Annotated in this window: 11 protein-coding genes; all 11 read left to right on the top strand. The window is 64.8% G+C overall.

From position 1 onward, the window contains the following. Nucleotides 1–14 precede the first annotated feature (14 nt). The 11 genes from ACFPU0_RS00845 to hemE all read left to right on the top strand — a co-directional run bounded on the left by ACFPU0_RS00845 (nt 15) and on the right by hemE (nt 15,828). Complete coding sequence (locus ACFPU0_RS00845) at nt 15–1,079, top strand: pilus assembly protein PilM (RefSeq protein ID WP_377690903.1); 1,065 nt, start codon at nt 15–17, stop codon at nt 1,077–1,079. Next, nucleotides 1,079–1,693 (top strand): type 4a pilus biogenesis protein PilN, encoded by a 615-nt coding sequence (gene pilN, locus ACFPU0_RS00840; protein ID WP_377690902.1) that lies wholly within the window; start codon nt 1,079–1,081, stop codon nt 1,691–1,693. The genes ACFPU0_RS00845 and pilN overlap by 1 nt, the downstream gene beginning before the upstream one ends. Continuing rightward, nucleotides 1,690–2,313, top strand: a complete 624-nt coding sequence (gene pilO / locus ACFPU0_RS00835) for a type 4a pilus biogenesis protein PilO (RefSeq protein ID WP_377690901.1) — start codon at nt 1,690–1,692, stop codon at nt 2,311–2,313. Before pilN ends, pilO begins: the two co-directional genes overlap by 4 nt. A 17-nt stretch (nt 2,314–2,330) precedes the next feature. Beyond that, nucleotides 2,331–2,843: a type 4a pilus biogenesis lipoprotein PilP gene (gene pilP, locus ACFPU0_RS00830; protein ID WP_377691329.1), complete on the top strand. Its 513-nt coding sequence runs from the start codon at nt 2,331–2,333 to the stop codon at nt 2,841–2,843. Between the two features lie 54 nt (nt 2,844–2,897). Then, the gene (pilQ, locus tag ACFPU0_RS00825; RefSeq protein WP_377690900.1) at nt 2,898–5,039 is read left to right on the top strand and encodes a type IV pilus secretin PilQ; all 2,142 of its coding nucleotides are present in this window, start codon (nt 2,898–2,900) and stop codon (nt 5,037–5,039) included. A 5-nt stretch (nt 5,040–5,044) separates the two neighbouring features. Continuing rightward, nucleotides 5,045–5,563, top strand: coding sequence for a shikimate kinase AroK (aroK, locus tag ACFPU0_RS00820; RefSeq protein WP_377690899.1), 519 nt, complete (start codon nt 5,045–5,047; stop codon nt 5,561–5,563). 51 nt (nt 5,564–5,614) lie between these two features. Beyond that, entirely contained in the window at nt 5,615–6,718 is a 1,104-nt protein-coding gene (gene aroB, locus ACFPU0_RS00815; protein WP_377690898.1) for a 3-dehydroquinate synthase, read from the top strand. A 9-nt stretch (nt 6,719–6,727) separates the two neighbouring features. Next, complete coding sequence (locus tag ACFPU0_RS00810; RefSeq protein ID WP_377690897.1) at nt 6,728–8,392, top strand: AAA family ATPase; 1,665 nt, start codon at nt 6,728–6,730, stop codon at nt 8,390–8,392. 253 nt (nt 8,393–8,645) lie between these two features. After that, nucleotides 8,646–13,091: a glutamate synthase large subunit gene (gene gltB / locus ACFPU0_RS00805; protein ID WP_377690896.1), complete on the top strand. Its 4,446-nt coding sequence runs from the start codon at nt 8,646–8,648 to the stop codon at nt 13,089–13,091. 114 nt (nt 13,092–13,205) lie between these two features. Next, on the top strand, nt 13,206–14,624 hold the full coding sequence (locus ACFPU0_RS00800; protein ID WP_377690895.1) for an FAD-dependent oxidoreductase: 1,419 nt from the start codon (nt 13,206–13,208) through the stop codon (nt 14,622–14,624). 136 nt (nt 14,625–14,760) lie between these two features. Further along, complete coding sequence (gene hemE / locus ACFPU0_RS00795; protein WP_377690894.1) at nt 14,761–15,828, top strand: uroporphyrinogen decarboxylase; 1,068 nt, start codon at nt 14,761–14,763, stop codon at nt 15,826–15,828. Nucleotides 15,829–16,194 lie beyond the last annotated feature (366 nt).

Raw genomic sequence — 16,194 nt, 5'->3', positions numbered from 1 at the left:
ATAGGAAATCGGTCGTGCTAGGGCTCTTCAATAAGAAAGCGAATTCGCTGTTGGGGATCGACATCAGCTCGACCTCCGTCAAGCTCCTTGAATTGAGTCGTTCGGGAAGCCGCTTCAAAGTGGAGTCCTACGCCGTCGAGCCGCTGCCGCCCAATGCGGTGATCGAGAAGAACATCGCCGAGCTGGAAGGCGTGGGGCAGGCGCTTTCCAGGGTGGTCACCAAGGCGCGAACCGGGGCCAAGGTCGCCGCCGTGGCGGTGGCCGGCTCGGCGGTCATCACCAAGACCATAGAGATGGAAGCGGGTCTCTCCGACGATGAGATGGAGAACCAGCTGAAAATCGAGGCCGATCAGTACATTCCGTACCCGCTGGAAGAAGTGGCCATCGACTTCGAGGTTCAAGGTCCGTCCGTGCGCAACCCGGAGCGGGTCGATGTGCTGCTGGCCGCGTGCCGGAAGGAAAACGTCGAGGTGCGCGAGGCCGCCCTGGCGCTCGCGGGCCTCAATGCCAAGGTGGTCGATGTCGAGGCCTATGCCCTGGAACGCGCCTATTCGCTGCTTTCGGCCCAGCTGGGCGAAGCGCATGATGAACTCACCGTGGCGGTGGTCGATATCGGCGCGACCATGACCACCCTCAGCGTGTTGCACAACGGCCGCACCATCTACACCCGCGAACAGCTTTTCGGCGGCCGCCAGCTGACCGAGGAGATCCAGCGCCGCTACGGTCTCTCCGTCGAGGAAGCTGGTCTTGCCAAGAAGCAGGGCGGTCTTCCGGATGACTACGACAGCGAGGTTCTGCAACCGTTCAAGGATGCGGTCGTCCAGCAGGTATCCCGTTCGTTGCAGTTCTTCTTCGCCGCGGGCCAGTTCAACGACGTGGACTACATCCTGCTGGCGGGCGGCACCGCGTCCCTTCCGGACCTGGATCGCCTGATCCAGCAGAAGATCGGCACCCCGACCCTGGTCGCCAACCCTTTCGCCGACATGGCGCTGAGCAGCAAGGTCAACGCCGGAGCGCTGGCCAGTGATGCACCTGCACTGATGATTGCCTGCGGCCTGGCGATGAGGAGTTTCGACTGATGGCACGCATCAACCTACTCCCCTGGCGCGAGCAGCTGCGAGAGGAGCGCAAGCAGCGCTTCCTGGTGGCGCTTGGCGCCGTCCTGGCACTGGGCGCTGTCACGGTGTTCCTGGGCGACCAGTACCTGAACAGCGCCATCGAGAACCAGCAGGCGCGCAATGATTTCGTGCGCAAGGAAATCGCCGTCCTGGATGCCAGGATCAAGGAGATCAGCGAGCTGAAGACCCGCCGCCAGCAGTTGCTGGAGCGGATGAAGATCATCCAGGACCTGCAGGGCAACCGCCCGATCATCGGCCGCGTGTTCGACCAGTTGGTGCGGACTCTGCCGGAAGGCGTCTTCTTCACCGGACTGAAGATGACCGGAAAGAACATCGCCATCGTCGGCGCCGCCGAGTCCAACAACCGGGTGTCCAACCTGATGCGCAACCTGGATGCATCCGAATGGCTGATGTCGCCCAATCTGACGGAGGTCAAGGCGGTCACCGCCGGTGCCGTCGACCAGGCAAACGTCTTCCAGCTCACCGTGCAACAGACCCAGCCCGGTTCCGAGGAACAGGCGGGCAAGCCAGGTGCCGCGAATAGTGCTGCCGCCACCCAAGGAGCCGCGAAATGAGTTTCTCCGACTCCCTCGAAAGCCTGCGCAAGATCGACCTGGCGGATCTGGATTTCAATAACCTTGGTTCCTGGCCCATCGCGGTCAAGGTCATCACCTGCATCCTGCTGCTCGTGGTGGTCCTGTTGCTGGGCTACAACTTCCACCTGAAGGATCTCCAGGCTCAGCTGGATTCCCAGCGCGCCGAAGAAGAGACGCTCAAGCAGCAGTTTTCCACCAAGGCCTTCCAGGCGGCCAACCTGGAAGCCTACAAGGAGCAGATGAAGGAGATGGAAACCTCCTTCGGCGCCCTGCTGCGCCAGTTGCCCAGCGACACCGAGGTTCCCGGGCTGCTGGAGGACATCACGCGCACCGGCCTGGGCAGCGGCCTGGAGTTCGAAGAGATCAAGCTGCTCCCCGAGGTCACCCAGCAGTTCTACATCGAGCTGCCGATCCAGATCTCGGTAGTGGGTGGCTATCATGACCTTGCCACCTTCGTCAGTGGCGTGGCCAGCCTGCCGCGGATCGTCACCCTGCATGATTTCGAGATCAAGCCGGTCGCCGAGGACAGCGGCTCCAAGCTGCATATGTCGATCCTTGCCAAGACCTATCGCTATAACGACAAGGGGCTGCAGAAATGAGTAGTGCTCGCGCCCGAATGGCGTTCTGTGCCCTGATCCTGGCCAGCCTTTCCGGTTGCGGTGTCGGCGACGACTTCAGCGACTTGCAGGCCTACATGGATGAGGTGCGCGCCCGTCCCAAGGGGGCCATCGAGCCCCTGCCGAAATTCCAGCCCTACGAGGCCTTCACCTACAGTGCTGCGGCATTGCGCAGCCCCTTCCAACCGCCGGTCAAGATCGATCTGGCGCAGCAGCAGAAGGGTTCCAAGGACATCCATCCGGACGAAACGCGGGTCAAGCAGTTCCTCGAGGGCTTCAATATCGAGTCCTTCGAGATGGTGGGCACCCTGTCCAATGCCGCGGGGACCTTCGCCCTGATCAGTGGTGCGGGAGGGGTGCACCGGGTCAAGGTGGGCGATTACCTGGGGCGCAACCATGGCCGTATCGTCGCGATCGACGAAGCCAGGGTCGATGTGGTTGAAATCGTCCCCGACGGGGAGGGCGGATGGCTGGAGCGTCCGCGTAGTCTCGCGCTCAGGGAGCGCTCTTGAGGGCGAGGTCAACCGATGAAGAATAACTACCGGTCTGCACAACGGAACCAGATGATGAAAAGCTCGCTATCGCGCCTCGGTATCACGCTATTGGCCGCCCTGCTATCGCCCGCGCTGCTGGCCGCGAACCTGCAGGCACTGGATGTTGCGGCCCTGCCGGGTGACAGGGTCGAGCTCAAGCTGGGGTTCGACGAGCCGGTGGCGGCGCCCCGTGGCTACACCATCGAGCAGCCGGCGCGTATCGCCCTGGACCTGCCAGGGGTGGCCAACAAGCTCGGCAGCAAGAACCGCGAACTGGGCGTGGGCAATGCCCGCAGCCTGACCGTGGTCGAAGCCAAGGATCGCACCCGTCTGATCATCAACCTGTCCACCCTGGTGCCTTACAGCACCCGTGTGGACGGTCGCAATCTCTATGTCCTGGTGGGCGATGCCGCTTCCGCACCGGTCGCACCCCGCACCGTCGCCGCTTTGCCGGCCCCCGTGGCCGCTCCCCTGGCCGCTGCGCAACCGGCCAAGAGCTATTCCCGCGCCAGCCGCGCCATCGAGAACATCGACTTCCAGCGTGGCGAGCAGGGCGAAGGCAATGTGGTCATCACCCTGTCCGACCCCAGTGTCAGTCCGGACATCCAGGAGCAGGGCGGCAAGATTCGCCTGGACTTCTCCAAGACCCAGCTGCCCGAACCCCTGCGCGTGCGCCTGGACGTGAAGGACTTCGCGACGCCGGTGCAGTTCGTCAGCGCCTCGGGCTCCGGCAGCAATGCCAGCGTCAGCATCGAGCCCACCGGCTTCTACGACTACCTGGCCTACCAGACCGACAACAAGCTGACCGTGAGCGTCAAGCCGTTGTCCCAGGATGATGTCGAGAAGCGCAAGACCGAGCGCTTCGCCTATTCCGGCGAGAAGCTGTCGCTGAACTTCCAGGACATCGACGTGCGCTCGGTGCTGCAGCTGATCGCCGATTTCACCGATCTCAACCTGGTCGCCTCCGACACTGTGCAGGGCAATATCACCCTGCGCCTGCAGAATGTGCCCTGGGACCAGGCGCTGGACCTGGTGCTGAAGACCAAGGGCCTGGACAAGCGCAAGGTGGGTAACGTGCTGCTGGTGGCTCCGGCCGACGAAATCGCCGCCCGCGAGCGCCAGGAGCTGGAATCCCAGAAGCAGCTGGCCGAGCTGGCGCCCCTGCGCCGCGAGCTGATCCAGGTGAACTACGCCAAGGCGGCCGATATCGCCAAGCTCTTCCAGTCCGTTACCAGTGGCGAGCCAAGTGCCGCCGGTGCCGACGAGCGCGGCTCGATCACCGTGGATGACCGCACCAACAGCATCATCGCCTACCAGACCCAGGACAAGCTGGACGAGCTGCGCCGCATCGTCACCCAGCTGGACATCCCGGTGCGCCAGGTGATGATCGAGGCGCGTATCGTCGAAGCCAACGTGGACTACGACAAGGCGCTGGGCGTCCGCTGGGGCGGGGCCGTCACCAACGGCAACTTCGCCCTGTTCGGCAAGGACGGCAATATCGGCATCGGCGACGACGAGGGTGTCAGCTGCGGTCCCTTCGCTGGCAACTGCACCCTGCCGGTCACCGAGAACGACTCGCCCACCCCCTTCGTCGACCTCGGGGCCGTCAACAGCACCTCCGGCCTGGGGATCGGCTTCGTCTCCAGCCATGCGATTCTCGACCTGCAGCTCTCCGCCATGGAAAAGAGCGGCAACGGCGAGATCGTTTCGCAACCCAAGGTGGTCACCGCCGACAAGGAAACCGCGAAGATCCTCAAGGGTTCCGAGATCCCCTACCAGGAGGCCAGCTCCAGCGGCGCCACCAGCACCTCCTTCAAGGAAGCGGCGCTGTCCCTGGAAGTGACTCCGCAGATCACCCCGGACAACCGCATCATCATGGAGGTCAAGGTGACCAAGGATGCACCGGACTTCGCCAATGCCCTGAACGGTGTGCCGCCGATCAACAAGAACGAGGTCAACGCCAAGGTGCTGGTCAATGACGGCGAGACCATCGTCATCGGTGGTGTCTTCTCCAACACCCAGATCAAGGCGGTGGACAAGGTGCCGTTCCTGGGCGACCTGCCGTTCCTTGGTCGGATATTCCGTCGTGATGTGGTCCAGGACAAGAAATCCGAGCTGTTGGTCTTCCTCACACCGCGTATCATGAACAGCCAGGCCATTGCTGTGAGTCGTTGATTGCGGTGCGAAATCTGATATTGATCGGCCCGATGGGGGCAGGAAAAAGCACCATCGGGCGTTTACTTGCCAAAGAGCTACGTCTTCCTTTCAAGGACTCCGATAAGGAAATCGAACAGCGTACCGGGGCGGACATCCCGTGGATCTTCGATGTCGAGGGGGAGCAGGGGTTTCGAGATCGCGAACAGTCGATGATCGAGGAGCTCTGCGGACACGACGGCGTCGTCCTGGCCACGGGTGGCGGCGCGGTGTTGCGCCCGGCCAATCGCCAGGCGCTGCGCGGCGGCGGTCGCGTGGTCTATCTGCACACCTCGGTGGAGCAGCAGATTGAACGCACCTCCCGCGACCGCAATCGGCCGTTGCTGAGGTCGGTCAACCCGGGCCAGGTCCTGCGCGATCTGATGGCCATCCGCGATCCCCTGTATCGCGAGATCGCCGACATCATCATCGAGACGGACGAGAGGCCGCCGCGCATGGTGGTGCAAGAGATACTGGCGCGCCTGCAGAAACTGCCGCCCCGTTAAAGCGCGGGCGGAACTGCGCTATCCTTTAGCCCTTTTTATGTCGGGGGCCCCATGCGGACACTTCAGGTCGATCTTGGCGAGCGTAGCTATCCCATCCACATAGGCTCGGGTCTGCTGTCGCAGCCCGAACTCTTCAAGCCGCACATCGCCGGCCGGCAGGTGGCCATCGTCACCAACGAGACCGTGGCGCCCCTCTACCTCGAGCAGCTGACCCGCACCCTCCAGGGCTACTCCGTGCTGCCGGTGGTGCTGCCGGATGGCGAGGCCCACAAGAACTGGGAAACCCTGCAGCTGATCTTCGACGCCCTGCTGGGTGCGCGCCACGACCGCCGGACCACCGTCATCGCCCTCGGCGGCGGCGTGATCGGCGACATGGCCGGCTTCGCCGCGGCCTGCTACCAGCGTGGGGTGGACTTCATCCAGGTGCCCACCACCCTGCTGTCCCAGGTCGACTCCTCGGTCGGAGGCAAGACCGGGATCAATCATCCCCTGGGCAAGAACATGGTGGGCGCCTTCTACCAGCCCAGGGCGGTGATCATCGACACCGACAGCCTGCGCACCTTGCCGGAACGCGAGCTGTCCGCGGGCCTGGCCGAGGTGATCAAGTACGGACTGATCTGCGACGAGCCCTTCCTGCCCTGGCTGGACGAGAAAATGCCAGCCCTGCGCGGCCTCGATGCCGGTGCACTGACCGAAGCCATCGAGCGTTCCTGCGCCGCCAAGGCGCGGGTGGTCGGGGTGGATGAGCGTGAGTCCGGGCTGCGCGCCATCCTCAACCTGGGTCACACCTTCGGCCATGCCATCGAGACCCAGCAGGGTTATGGTGCCTGGCTGCATGGCGAGGCGGTTTCGGCGGGGACCGTCATGGCCCTGGAAATGTCCAGCCGCCTGGGCTGGATTTCCACCGACGAGCGTGACGCGGCGATTCACCTGCTGCGCAACGCCGGTCTGCCGGTCGTCCCGCCGGCGGACATGGCGCCGGAACATTTCCTTCGGCACATGGCCGTAGACAAGAAGGTGCTCGATGGCCAATTGCGTCTGGTGCTGCTGCGCCGGATCGGGGACGCTGTCGTGACCGCCGACTACCCGCGCGATGTGCTGGAGGCCACCCTGGCCGCCGACTATCGCGCCCTGGCCGACCAGCTTGGAGAGTAAAGGATTCCCATGAGCAGCCTGCACGCCGACGAGGCCTACCTCGGCCACTACCAGTTCACCCATGATCCCTTCGCGGCCCGCGTTCCCGGGTTCAAGTTCTTCCCCGCCCAGCGCAAGCCGGTGCTCGGCCAGTTGCACCACCTGGCGCGCTACAGCCAACTGATGCTGGTGGTGAGCGGTCGCCACGGCAGTGGCAAGACCCTGCTGCGCCAGGCGCTGGTGGCCAGCACCAACAAGCAGTCGGTGCAGAGCCTGGTGGTTTCGGCGCGCAGTTCGGTGGAGGCCGGCGGCCTCCTGCGCCAGATCGCCCAGGGGCTGAACGTCGCCCAGGCCGACCTGCGTTCCATCCTCGCCCAGATCGGCCAACTGGCCCTCACCGGCCAGGAGGTCTACCTGCTGGTAGATGACGCGGAGGAACTGGACGATGCCTCCCTCGAGCAATTGCTGGCCCTGGCCGAAGGCAATGTCGAGGCACGGCCCCACGTATTCCTGTTTGGCGAGGACTCCCTGCTGGCGCGCCTCGATGCGCTGGTGGAGGGTGAAGAGCGTTTCCATGTCATCGAGCTGCAGCCTTACAGCCTGGAAGAGACCCGCGAATACCTCGCCCAGCGCCTCGAGGGTGCGGGGCGTGGTGTCGAGCTGCTGAGCGATGAGCAGGTGGAGGAAATTCACCTGCAGTCCGGCGGCTGGCCCGGGGCCATCAATCAGGTGGCCCGCGATATGCTGGTCGAGGCGATGCTTGCCCAGCGCGGCGCGGTACGGAAATCCACGGCGGGCTTCAATCTGCCGAAGAAGCACCTGCTGGCCCTGGCCGTAGTGGGTGTGGGTGTAATCGCCGCCTGGATGATGCAGGGTCGCAACGACGTCGAGACCGCTCCCGCCACGGCCCAACTGCCCCAGGACCAGGCTCAGGCGACGGCCGGGCAGGCCGAGGGGGATTCTGGGGCTCCGTCCGTCGAGTTCGCCGGTTCCTCGCAGCCGTTGCCCCTGCCGCTGGTTGGCGAGGCCCAGCCGGTGATTCGTGAACCCCTGGCCCAGGCCGCGGGTCAGGGCGAGCCGGAAGATGGCCCGGCTCCTGCCCAGGGTGGAGCGAGCGTGCCGCCCACGGTCACCAGCATCGCGCCGCCCCAGGGTGTCCCAGCCGGCCCGGCGCCGGCCGCGCCGATCGAGCCCATCGCCTCGGCCAAGCCGTTGCCGCAGCCGGTTCAGCCAATCGCTGTGGCGCCGACCGCGCCGGTTGCTGCGCCGAAACCGGTGGCTCCTGCCCCTGCGCCTGCCGCGAAACCGGTGCTCGCTCCGACCCAGGCCGCGGCCAAGCCCGCTCCTGCACCGGCGGCCAAGCCAGCCGCCAAGCCCGTACAGGCGTCTGTACCCGCCGCCGCCGGCGCAGCCGGAAACGGCTGGTACCGCAGCCAGTCCGGCAGCCACTTCGCCTTGCAGGTGCTGGGCACCAGTTCGGAAAACAGCGCCAAGGCCTTCGTGCAGCAGAACGGCGGGCAGTACCGCTACTTCAAGAAGCAGCACCAGGGCAAGGCGCTCTATGTGGTGACCTACGGCAACTTCGCCAGTCGAGATGCTGCCCTGGCGGCGGTCAAGTCCTTGCCGGCCAAGGTCCAGGCTGGTAAACCCTGGCCCAAGACCTTCGCCAGCATCCAGCAGGAGATGGCTCGCTAGTCCTTCACGAGCCTGATCCTTCGCCTTCTGACCAGGTGGTCGCTAGCACGACCTCCTGGCTCAATCATTCATTTTTGCGACATCGACTTTCACTAGTTGGCCACTAAAATTTGTGGTCGACCAAAGGGCTATGTACAATGACCTCCCTTTGCCCTACGCAAAAGCTGGCGACAAGTCCGGTGCGTATGGTAAGGAGTTGAATTACAAAGCAATTCTGCCTTTTTCTGAAGGCAGCCCTGGTGAGAGTTCCCCTATGAAAGCAGGTCTGTACCATCCTGATGAGTTCAAGGATAACTGCGGTTTCGGCTTGATCGCCCATATGCAGGGCGAGGCGAGCCACCATCTCCTGAAAACCGCCATCGAAGCCCTGACCTGCATGACCCACCGCGGCGGTATCAACGCCGACGGCAAGACCGGTGACGGTTGTGGTCTGTTGATCCAGAAGCCCGACCTCTTCCTGCGTGCCGTGGCCAAGGAGACCTTCGCGGTCGAGCTGCCTGCCCAGTACGCTGTCGGCATGGTCTTCTTCAACCAGGACCCGGTTCGGGCCGAAGCGGCTCGCGAGAACATGAACCGCGAAATCGTCGCGGCCGGCCTGCAGCTGATCGGCTGGCGCAAGGTCCCGGTGGACACCAGCGTCCTCGGCCGCCTGGCCCTGGAGCGCCTGCCGCAGATCGAGCAGGTGTTCGTCGGCGGTGAAGGCCTTGGCGACCAGGAAATGGCGGTCAAGCTGTTCAGCGCCCGTCGCCGCTCCTCCGTGGCCAATGCCGCGGATGCCGACCATTACATCTGCAGCTTCTCGCACAAGACCATCATCTACAAAGGCCTGATGATGCCGGCCGACCTGCAGCAGTTCTACCCGGACCTGGGTGACGAACGCCTGCAGACCGCCATTTGCGTCTTCCACCAGCGTTTCTCCACCAACACCCTGCCGAAGTGGCCGCTGGCGCAGCCCTTCCGCTTCCTCGCCCACAACGGCGAGATCAACACCATCACCGGCAACCGCAACTGGGCGGTGGCCCGTCGCACCAAGTTCGCCAACGAGCAGCTGCCCGACATCGACGAACTGGGCCCGCTGGTCAACCGTGTGGGCTCCGACTCCTCGAGCATGGACAACATGCTGGAGCTGATGGTCACCGGCGGCATCGACCTGTTCCGTGGCGTGCGCATGATCATCCCGCCGGCCTGGCAGAACATGGAAACCATGGATGCCGACCTGCGTGCCTTCTACGAATACAACTCCATGCACATGGAGCCCTGGGACGGCCCTGCCGGCGTCGTGCTGACCGACGGCCGCTACGCCGTCTGCCTGCTCGACCGCAACGGCCTGCGCCCGGCCCGCTGGGTCACCACCAAGAACGGCTACATCACTCTCGCCTCGGAAATCGGCGTGTGGGACTACAAGCCGGAAGAGGTGCTGGCCAAGGGCCGTGTCGGCCCGGGACAGATCCTCGCGGTGGACACCGAGACCGGCCAGGTCCTCAACACCGAGGCCATCGACAACCGCCTGAAGTCGCGCCACCCCTACAAGCAGTGGCTGCGCCAGAGCGCCGTGCGCATCCAGGCCAAGCTGGACGACGACCACGGCGTGGCCAGCTACGACAGCGACCAGCTCAAGCAGTACATGAAGATGTTCCAGGTCACCTTCGAGGAGCGTGACCAGGTACTGCGCCCGCTGGCCGAGCAAGGCCAGGAAGCGGTGGGTTCCATGGGTGACGACACCCCCATGGCCGTGCTCTCCCAGCGCGTGCGTTCGCCGTTCGACTACTTCCGCCAGCAGTTCGCCCAGGTGACCAACCCGCCGATCGACCCGCTGCGCGAAGCCATCGTGATGTCCCTGGAGATCTGCCTGGGCGCCGAGCGCAACATCTTCGCAGAGTCGCCGGACCACGCCACCCGTGTGATCCTCAGCAGCCCGGTGATCTCCCCGGCCAAGTGGCGTGCGCTGATGAGCCTGGACCGCCCGGGCTTCGAGCGCCACATCATCGACCTGAACTACGACGAGAGCCTCGGCCTCGAAGCCGCGGTGCGCAACATGGCCGACCAGGCCGAGGAAGCCGTGCGTGCCGGCAAGGTGCTGCTGGTGCTGACCGACCGCCATATCGCCCCTGGCAAGCTGCCGGCCCACGCCTCCCTGGCCGTCGGCGCCGTGCACCACCGCCTGGTGGAGAAGGGCCTGCGTTGCGACTGCAACATCCTGGTGGAAACCGCCACCGCCCGCGACCCGCACCACTTCGCCGTGCTGGTGGGCTTTGGCGCGTCCGCCGTGTACCCCTTCCTCGCCTACGAGGTTCTGGCCGACCTGATCCGCACCGGTGAGGTGCTGGGCGACCTCTACGAAGTCTTCAAGCACTACCGCAAGGGCATCTCCAAGGGCCTGCTGAAGATCCTCTCGAAGATGGGTATCTCCACCATCGCCTCCTATCGCGGCGCCCAGCTGTTCGAAGCCGTGGGCCTGTCCGAGGAAGTGGTGGACTTGAGCTTCCGTGGCGTCGCCAGCCGCATCAAGGGCGCACGTTTCGTCGATATCGAGTCCGAGCAGAAGCTGCTGGCCTTCGAGGCCTGGAACAACCGCAAGGCCATCCAGCAGGGTGGCCTGCTGAAGTTCGTCTACGGCGGCGAGTACCACGCCTACAACCCGGACGTGGTGAACACCCTGCAAGCTGCAGTGCAGCAGGGCAACTACGAGAAGTTCAAGGAATACACCGCGCTGGTGGACAACCGCCCGGTATCGATGCTGCGCGACCTGCTCAAGGTGAAGGTCGCCTCGCAGCCGCTGCCGCTGGAAGAGATCGAGCCGCTGGAGTCCATCTTCAAGCGCTTCGACGCCGCCGGCATCTCCCTGGGCGCGCTGTCTCCGGAAGCCCACGAGGCCCTGGCCGAGGCCATGAACCGCCTGGGCGGCCGCTCCAACTCCGGTGAGGGCGGTGAGGATCCGGCGCGCTACGGCACCGTGAAGAGCTCCAAGATCAAGCAGGTGGCTACCGGCCGTTTCGGCGTCACCCCGGAATACCTGGTCAACGCCGAAGTGCTGCAGATCAAGGTGGCCCAGGGTGCCAAGCCCGGCGAGGGCGGCCAGCTGCCCGGTGGCAAGGTCAACGGCCTGATCGCCCGCCTGCGCTACGCGGTGCCCGGCGTGACCCTGATCTCGCCGCCGCCGCACCACGATATCTACTCCATCGAAGACCTGGCGCAGCTGATCTACGACCTCAAGCAGGTCAACCCGCAGGCCCTGGTCTCGGTGAAGCTGGTGGCCGAGGCGGGCGTCGGCACCATCGCCGCCGGCGTGGCCAAGGCCTATGCCGACCTGATCACCATCTCCGGTTACGACGGCGGCACCGGCGCATCCCCGCTGACCTCCATCAAGTACGCCGGCAGCCCCTGGGAACTGGGCCTGGCGGAAACCCACCAGACCCTGCGCGGCAACGACCTGCGCGGCAAGGTCCGGGTGCAGACCGACGGCGGCCTGAAGACCGGCCTCGACGTGATCAAGGCCGCCATCCTCGGCGCCGAGAGCTTCGGCTTCGGCACCGCGCCGATGATCGCCCTGGGTTGCAAGTACCTGCGCATCTGCCACCTGAACAACTGCGCCACCGGCGTCGCCACCCAGAACGACAAGCTGCGCAAGGACCACTTCATCGGCACCGTCGAAATGGTGATGAATTTCTTCACCTATATCGCCGAGGAAACCCGCGAGTGGCTGGCCAGGCTGGGCGTGCGCAGCCTGAGCGAACTGATCGGTCGCACCGACCTGCTGGAAATGCTCCCGGGCGACACCGAGAAGCAGGGCCATCTGGACCTCAGCCCGCTGCTCGGCAGCGACCATGTCCCGGCCGACAAGCCGCAGTTCTGCGAGGTGGAGAAGAACCCGCCCTTCGATCCGGGCCTGCTGGCCGAGAAGATGTGGGGCATCGCCAAGGCGGCCGTGGAGAACAAGTCCGGCGGCGTCTACGACCTGGAAATCTGCAACTGCGACCGTTCCATCGGCGCGCGGATCTCCGGCGAGATCGCCCGTCGCCATGGCAATCAGGGCATGAAGGATGCTCCGGTGACCTTCCGCTTCCGCGGCACCGCTGGCCAGAGCTTCGGTGTGTGGAACGCCGGTGGCCTGAACCTGTACCTCGAAGGCGACGCCAACGACTACGTGGGCAAGGGCATGACCGGCGGCAAGGTGGTGATCACCCCACCCAAGGGCAGCCCCTTCAAGAGCCAGGAATCGGCCATCGTCGGCAACACCTGTCTCTATGGCGCCACCGGTGGCAAGCTGTTCGCCGCGGGTACCGCGGGCGAGCGCTTCGCGGTGCGTAACTCCGGCGCCCACGCCGTGGTGGAAGGCACTGGCGATCACTGCTGCGAATACATGACCGGCGGTTTCGTCTGTGTCCTGGGCAAGACCGGCTATAACTTCGGTTCCGGCATGACCGGCGGCTTCGCCTACGTGCTCGACCAGGACAACAGCTTCGTCGACCGGGTCAACCACGAACTGGTGGAAATCCAGCGCATCAGCAACGAGGCCATGGAGGCCTACCGCAGCCACCTGCACAGCGTGCTGGTGGAGTACGTCAAGGAAACCTCCAGCGACTGGGGCGCCCACCTGCTGGAAAACCTGGACGATTACCTGCGCAAGTTCTGGCTGGTCAAGCCGAAGGCCGCGAGCCTCGCTTCGCTGCTCTCCAGCACCCGTGCCAACCCGCAATAACGAGCAGCCCAAGCGGCAAGCCTCGAGTTCCAAGGGCAAGAGGCTTGCCGCCACCGTGATGAGTCTTGCAGCTTGCAGCTAGTAGCTTGCCGCTGCTGTTAAGAGGTTTTTTTAATGACTGAACGTCTGAACAACGACTTCCAGTTCATCGAGGTCGGGCGCAAGGATCCGAAGAAGAAACTGCTGCGCCAGCGCAAGAAGGAATTCGTCGAGATCTATGACCTGTTCAAGCCGCAGCAGGCGGCCGACCAGGCCCACCGCTGCCTCGGCTGCGGCAATCCGTATTGCGAGTGGAAGTGCCCGGTGCACAACTTCATTCCGAACTGGCTGAAGCTGGTTTCGGAGGGCAATATCCTGGCCGCCGCCGAACTGTCGCACCAGACCAACACCCTGCCGGAAGTCTGCGGCCGGGTGTGCCCGCAGGACCGCCTCTGCGAAGGCGCCTGCACCCTGAACGACGGCTTCGGCGCGGTGACCATCGGCTCGGTGGAGAAGTACATCACCGACACCGCCTTCGCCATGGGCTGGCGTCCGGACATGTCCAAGGTCAAGCCCACCGGCAAGCGCGTTGCCGTGATCGGCGCCGGCCCGGCAGGCCTGGGCTGCGCCGACGTGCTGGTGCGCAATGGCGTGACCCCGGTGGTGTTCGACAAGAACCCGGAAATCGGCGGCCTGCTGACCTTCGGCATCCCCGAGTTCAAGCTCGAGAAGCAGGTGCTGAGCCGTCGCCGCGAAGTCTTCAGCGGCATGGGCATCGAATTCCGCCTGAACACCGAGGTGGGCAAGGACGTGACCATGGACCAACTGCTCGAGGAATACGATGCAGTCTTCATGGGCATGGGCACCTACACCTACATGAAGGGCGGCTTCCCCGGCGAGGACCTGCCGGGCGTGCACGATGCGCTGGACTTCCTGATCGCCAACGTCAACCGCAACCTCGGCTTCGAGAAGTCCCCCGAGGACTTCGTCGACATGAAGGGCAAGCGCGTGGTGGTCCTGGGTGGTGGCGACACCGCCATGGACTGCAACCGCACCTCCATTCGCCAGGGCGCCAAGGCCGTGACCTGTGCCTATCGCCGTGACGAAGAGAACATGCCGGGTTCGCGCCGCGAAGTGAAGAACGCCAAGGAAGAGGGCGTGAAGTTCCTCTTCAACCGCCAGCCCATCGCCATCGTCGGCGAGGACAAGGTGGAAGGCGTGAAGGTGGTCGAGACCCGTCTCGGCGAGCCGGATGCCCGTGGCCGTCGCAGCCCCGAGCCGATCCCGGGCTCCGAGGAAATCATCCCGGCGGAAGCCGTGCTGATCGCCTTCGGCTTCCGTCCGAGCCCGGCCCCCTGGTTCGAGCGGTTCGACATCGGCATCGACAACCAGGGCCGCGTGGTCGCTCCCGCCCAGTCGCAGTTCAAGCACCAGACCAGCAACCCGAAGATCTTCGCCGGCGGCGACATGGTCCGCGGTTCCGACCTGGTGGTGACGGCGATCTTCGAAGGGCGCACTGCTGCCGAGGGCATCCTCGACTATCTGGGGGTATAAAGCCGATAAAAGCGCTGGAGGCTGAAGGCTGGACGACGGATGTCCCCGTTTCGTTCAGCCTCTAGCCTCCAGCCGCTCTACTCGGCTTCATCAGATTCTGGGAGAATGCCCGCACTTTTTTTGCTGGAATCCTGCCATGACCGCCCTGAAGAACGACCGTTTCCTCCGTGCCCTGCTGAAGCAGCCAGTCGACGTCACTCCGGTCTGGATGATGCGCCAGGCCGGTCGCTACCTGCCGGAGTACCGCGCCACCCGCGCCAAGGCCGGCGACTTCATGAGCCTGTGCATGAACCCGCAGCTGGCCTGCGAGGTCACCCTGCAGCCGCTGGACCGCTACCCGCAGCTGGATGCGGCCATCCTCTTCTCCGACATCCTCACCATCCCCGACGCCATGGGCCAGGGTCTGTTCTTCGAGGCCGGCGAGGGCCCGCGTTTCAGGAAGGTGGTGAGCAGCCAGGCCGATATCGACGCGCTGCCGATTCCCGACGCGGAAAAGGACCTGGGCTACGTGATGGATGCCGTGCGCACCATCCGCCGCGAGCTGAACGGCCGCGTGCCGCTGATCGGCTTCTCCGGCAGCCCCTGGACGCTGGCCACCTACATGGTGGAAGGCGGTTCCAGCCGCGACTTCCGCAAGTCCAAGGCGATGCTCTACGACAATCCCCAGGCCATGCACGCCCTGCTGGACAAGCTGGCCCAGGCGGTGACCGCCTACCTCAACGGCCAGATCAGGGCCGGCGCCCAGGCGGTGCAGATCTTCGATTCCTGGGGCGGTGCGCTGTCGGCAGCGGCCTACCAGGAGTTCTCCCTGGCCTACATGAAGAAGATCGTCGATGGCCTGATCCGCGAACAGGACGGTCGCCGCATACCGGTGATCCTCTTCACCAAGGGCGGCGGCCTCTGGCTGGAATCCATGGCCGACACCGGCGCCGAGGCCCTGGGCCTGGACTGGACCTGCGACATCGGCAGCGCCCGTGCCCGCGTCGGCGCCAAGGTGGCCCTGCAGGGCAACATGGACCCGTCCGTGCTCTACGCCAACCCGGCCGCCATCCGCGCCGAGGTGGGGCGCATCCTGGCGGCCTACGGCCAGGGTTCGGGCCATGTGTTCAACCTCGGCCACGGCATCACCCCGGAAGTCGACCCGGCCCACGCCGGTGCCTTCTTCGAGGCGGTACACGAGCTGTCGGCGCAGTATCACGGGTAAGCATGAGGGGCCGCGCAAGCGGCCCTTTCTCTTGGGTGCGCCAGGCATGGCGCGTAGCGCCGTGACTGGCGCTGTTCGGTTCACTGTGGTGGTGAACTGGACGACTTGGAGGTGAAAGTCCTCTGCACGCCCGGCAAGGGGAAGTGCTAGCGGAAGGCAAGGGTGTCGCGGGTGACTGCGAATCTGAAGGAAGCCGGAAGCAAATTGCTGGCCTGACGAACAGGAAGCGGATGGAGGCGGCGTAGCGGGGTGAGGCGGCCCAATCCGTCGCTACCTGGAGGCTGGGGTCATGGAGGGCGGGCTCGTGAGCCCGCGCCGAGAGGGTACGCCGCAAGGCGGACCCCTCTCGCCCTTGCTCTCGAACAT

Origin of the sequence: Pseudomonas sp. GCM10022186 (assembly GCF_042656385.1) — a bacterium.
In the GTDB taxonomy this organism is placed as follows: Bacteria; Pseudomonadota; Gammaproteobacteria; order Pseudomonadales; family Pseudomonadaceae; genus Metapseudomonas.
The sequence above is the reverse complement of the archived record's forward strand: the minus strand, read 5'-3'. Positions and strand labels throughout refer to the sequence as shown.

What these genes read in the sequence shown, in the direction of transcription:
- pilP (WP_377691329.1), top strand. Translation starts at nt 2,331, where the DNA reads ATGGCGTTCTGTGCCCTGATCCTGGCCAGCCTTTCCGGTTGCGGTGTC.
- pilN (WP_377690902.1), top strand. Translation starts at nt 1,079, where the DNA reads ATGGCACGCATCAACCTACTCCCCTGGCGCGAGCAGCTGCGAGAGGAG.
- gltB (WP_377690896.1), top strand. Translation starts at nt 8,646, where the DNA reads ATGAAAGCAGGTCTGTACCATCCTGATGAGTTCAAGGATAACTGCGGT.
- ACFPU0_RS00800 (WP_377690895.1), top strand. Translation starts at nt 13,206, where the DNA reads ATGACTGAACGTCTGAACAACGACTTCCAGTTCATCGAGGTCGGGCGC.
- pilO (WP_377690901.1), top strand. Translation starts at nt 1,690, where the DNA reads ATGAGTTTCTCCGACTCCCTCGAAAGCCTGCGCAAGATCGACCTGGCG.
- hemE (WP_377690894.1), top strand. Translation starts at nt 14,761, where the DNA reads ATGACCGCCCTGAAGAACGACCGTTTCCTCCGTGCCCTGCTGAAGCAG.
- aroB (WP_377690898.1), top strand. Translation starts at nt 5,615, where the DNA reads ATGCGGACACTTCAGGTCGATCTTGGCGAGCGTAGCTATCCCATCCAC.
- ACFPU0_RS00810 (WP_377690897.1), top strand. Translation starts at nt 6,728, where the DNA reads ATGAGCAGCCTGCACGCCGACGAGGCCTACCTCGGCCACTACCAGTTC.
- pilQ (WP_377690900.1), top strand. Translation starts at nt 2,898, where the DNA reads ATGAAAAGCTCGCTATCGCGCCTCGGTATCACGCTATTGGCCGCCCTG.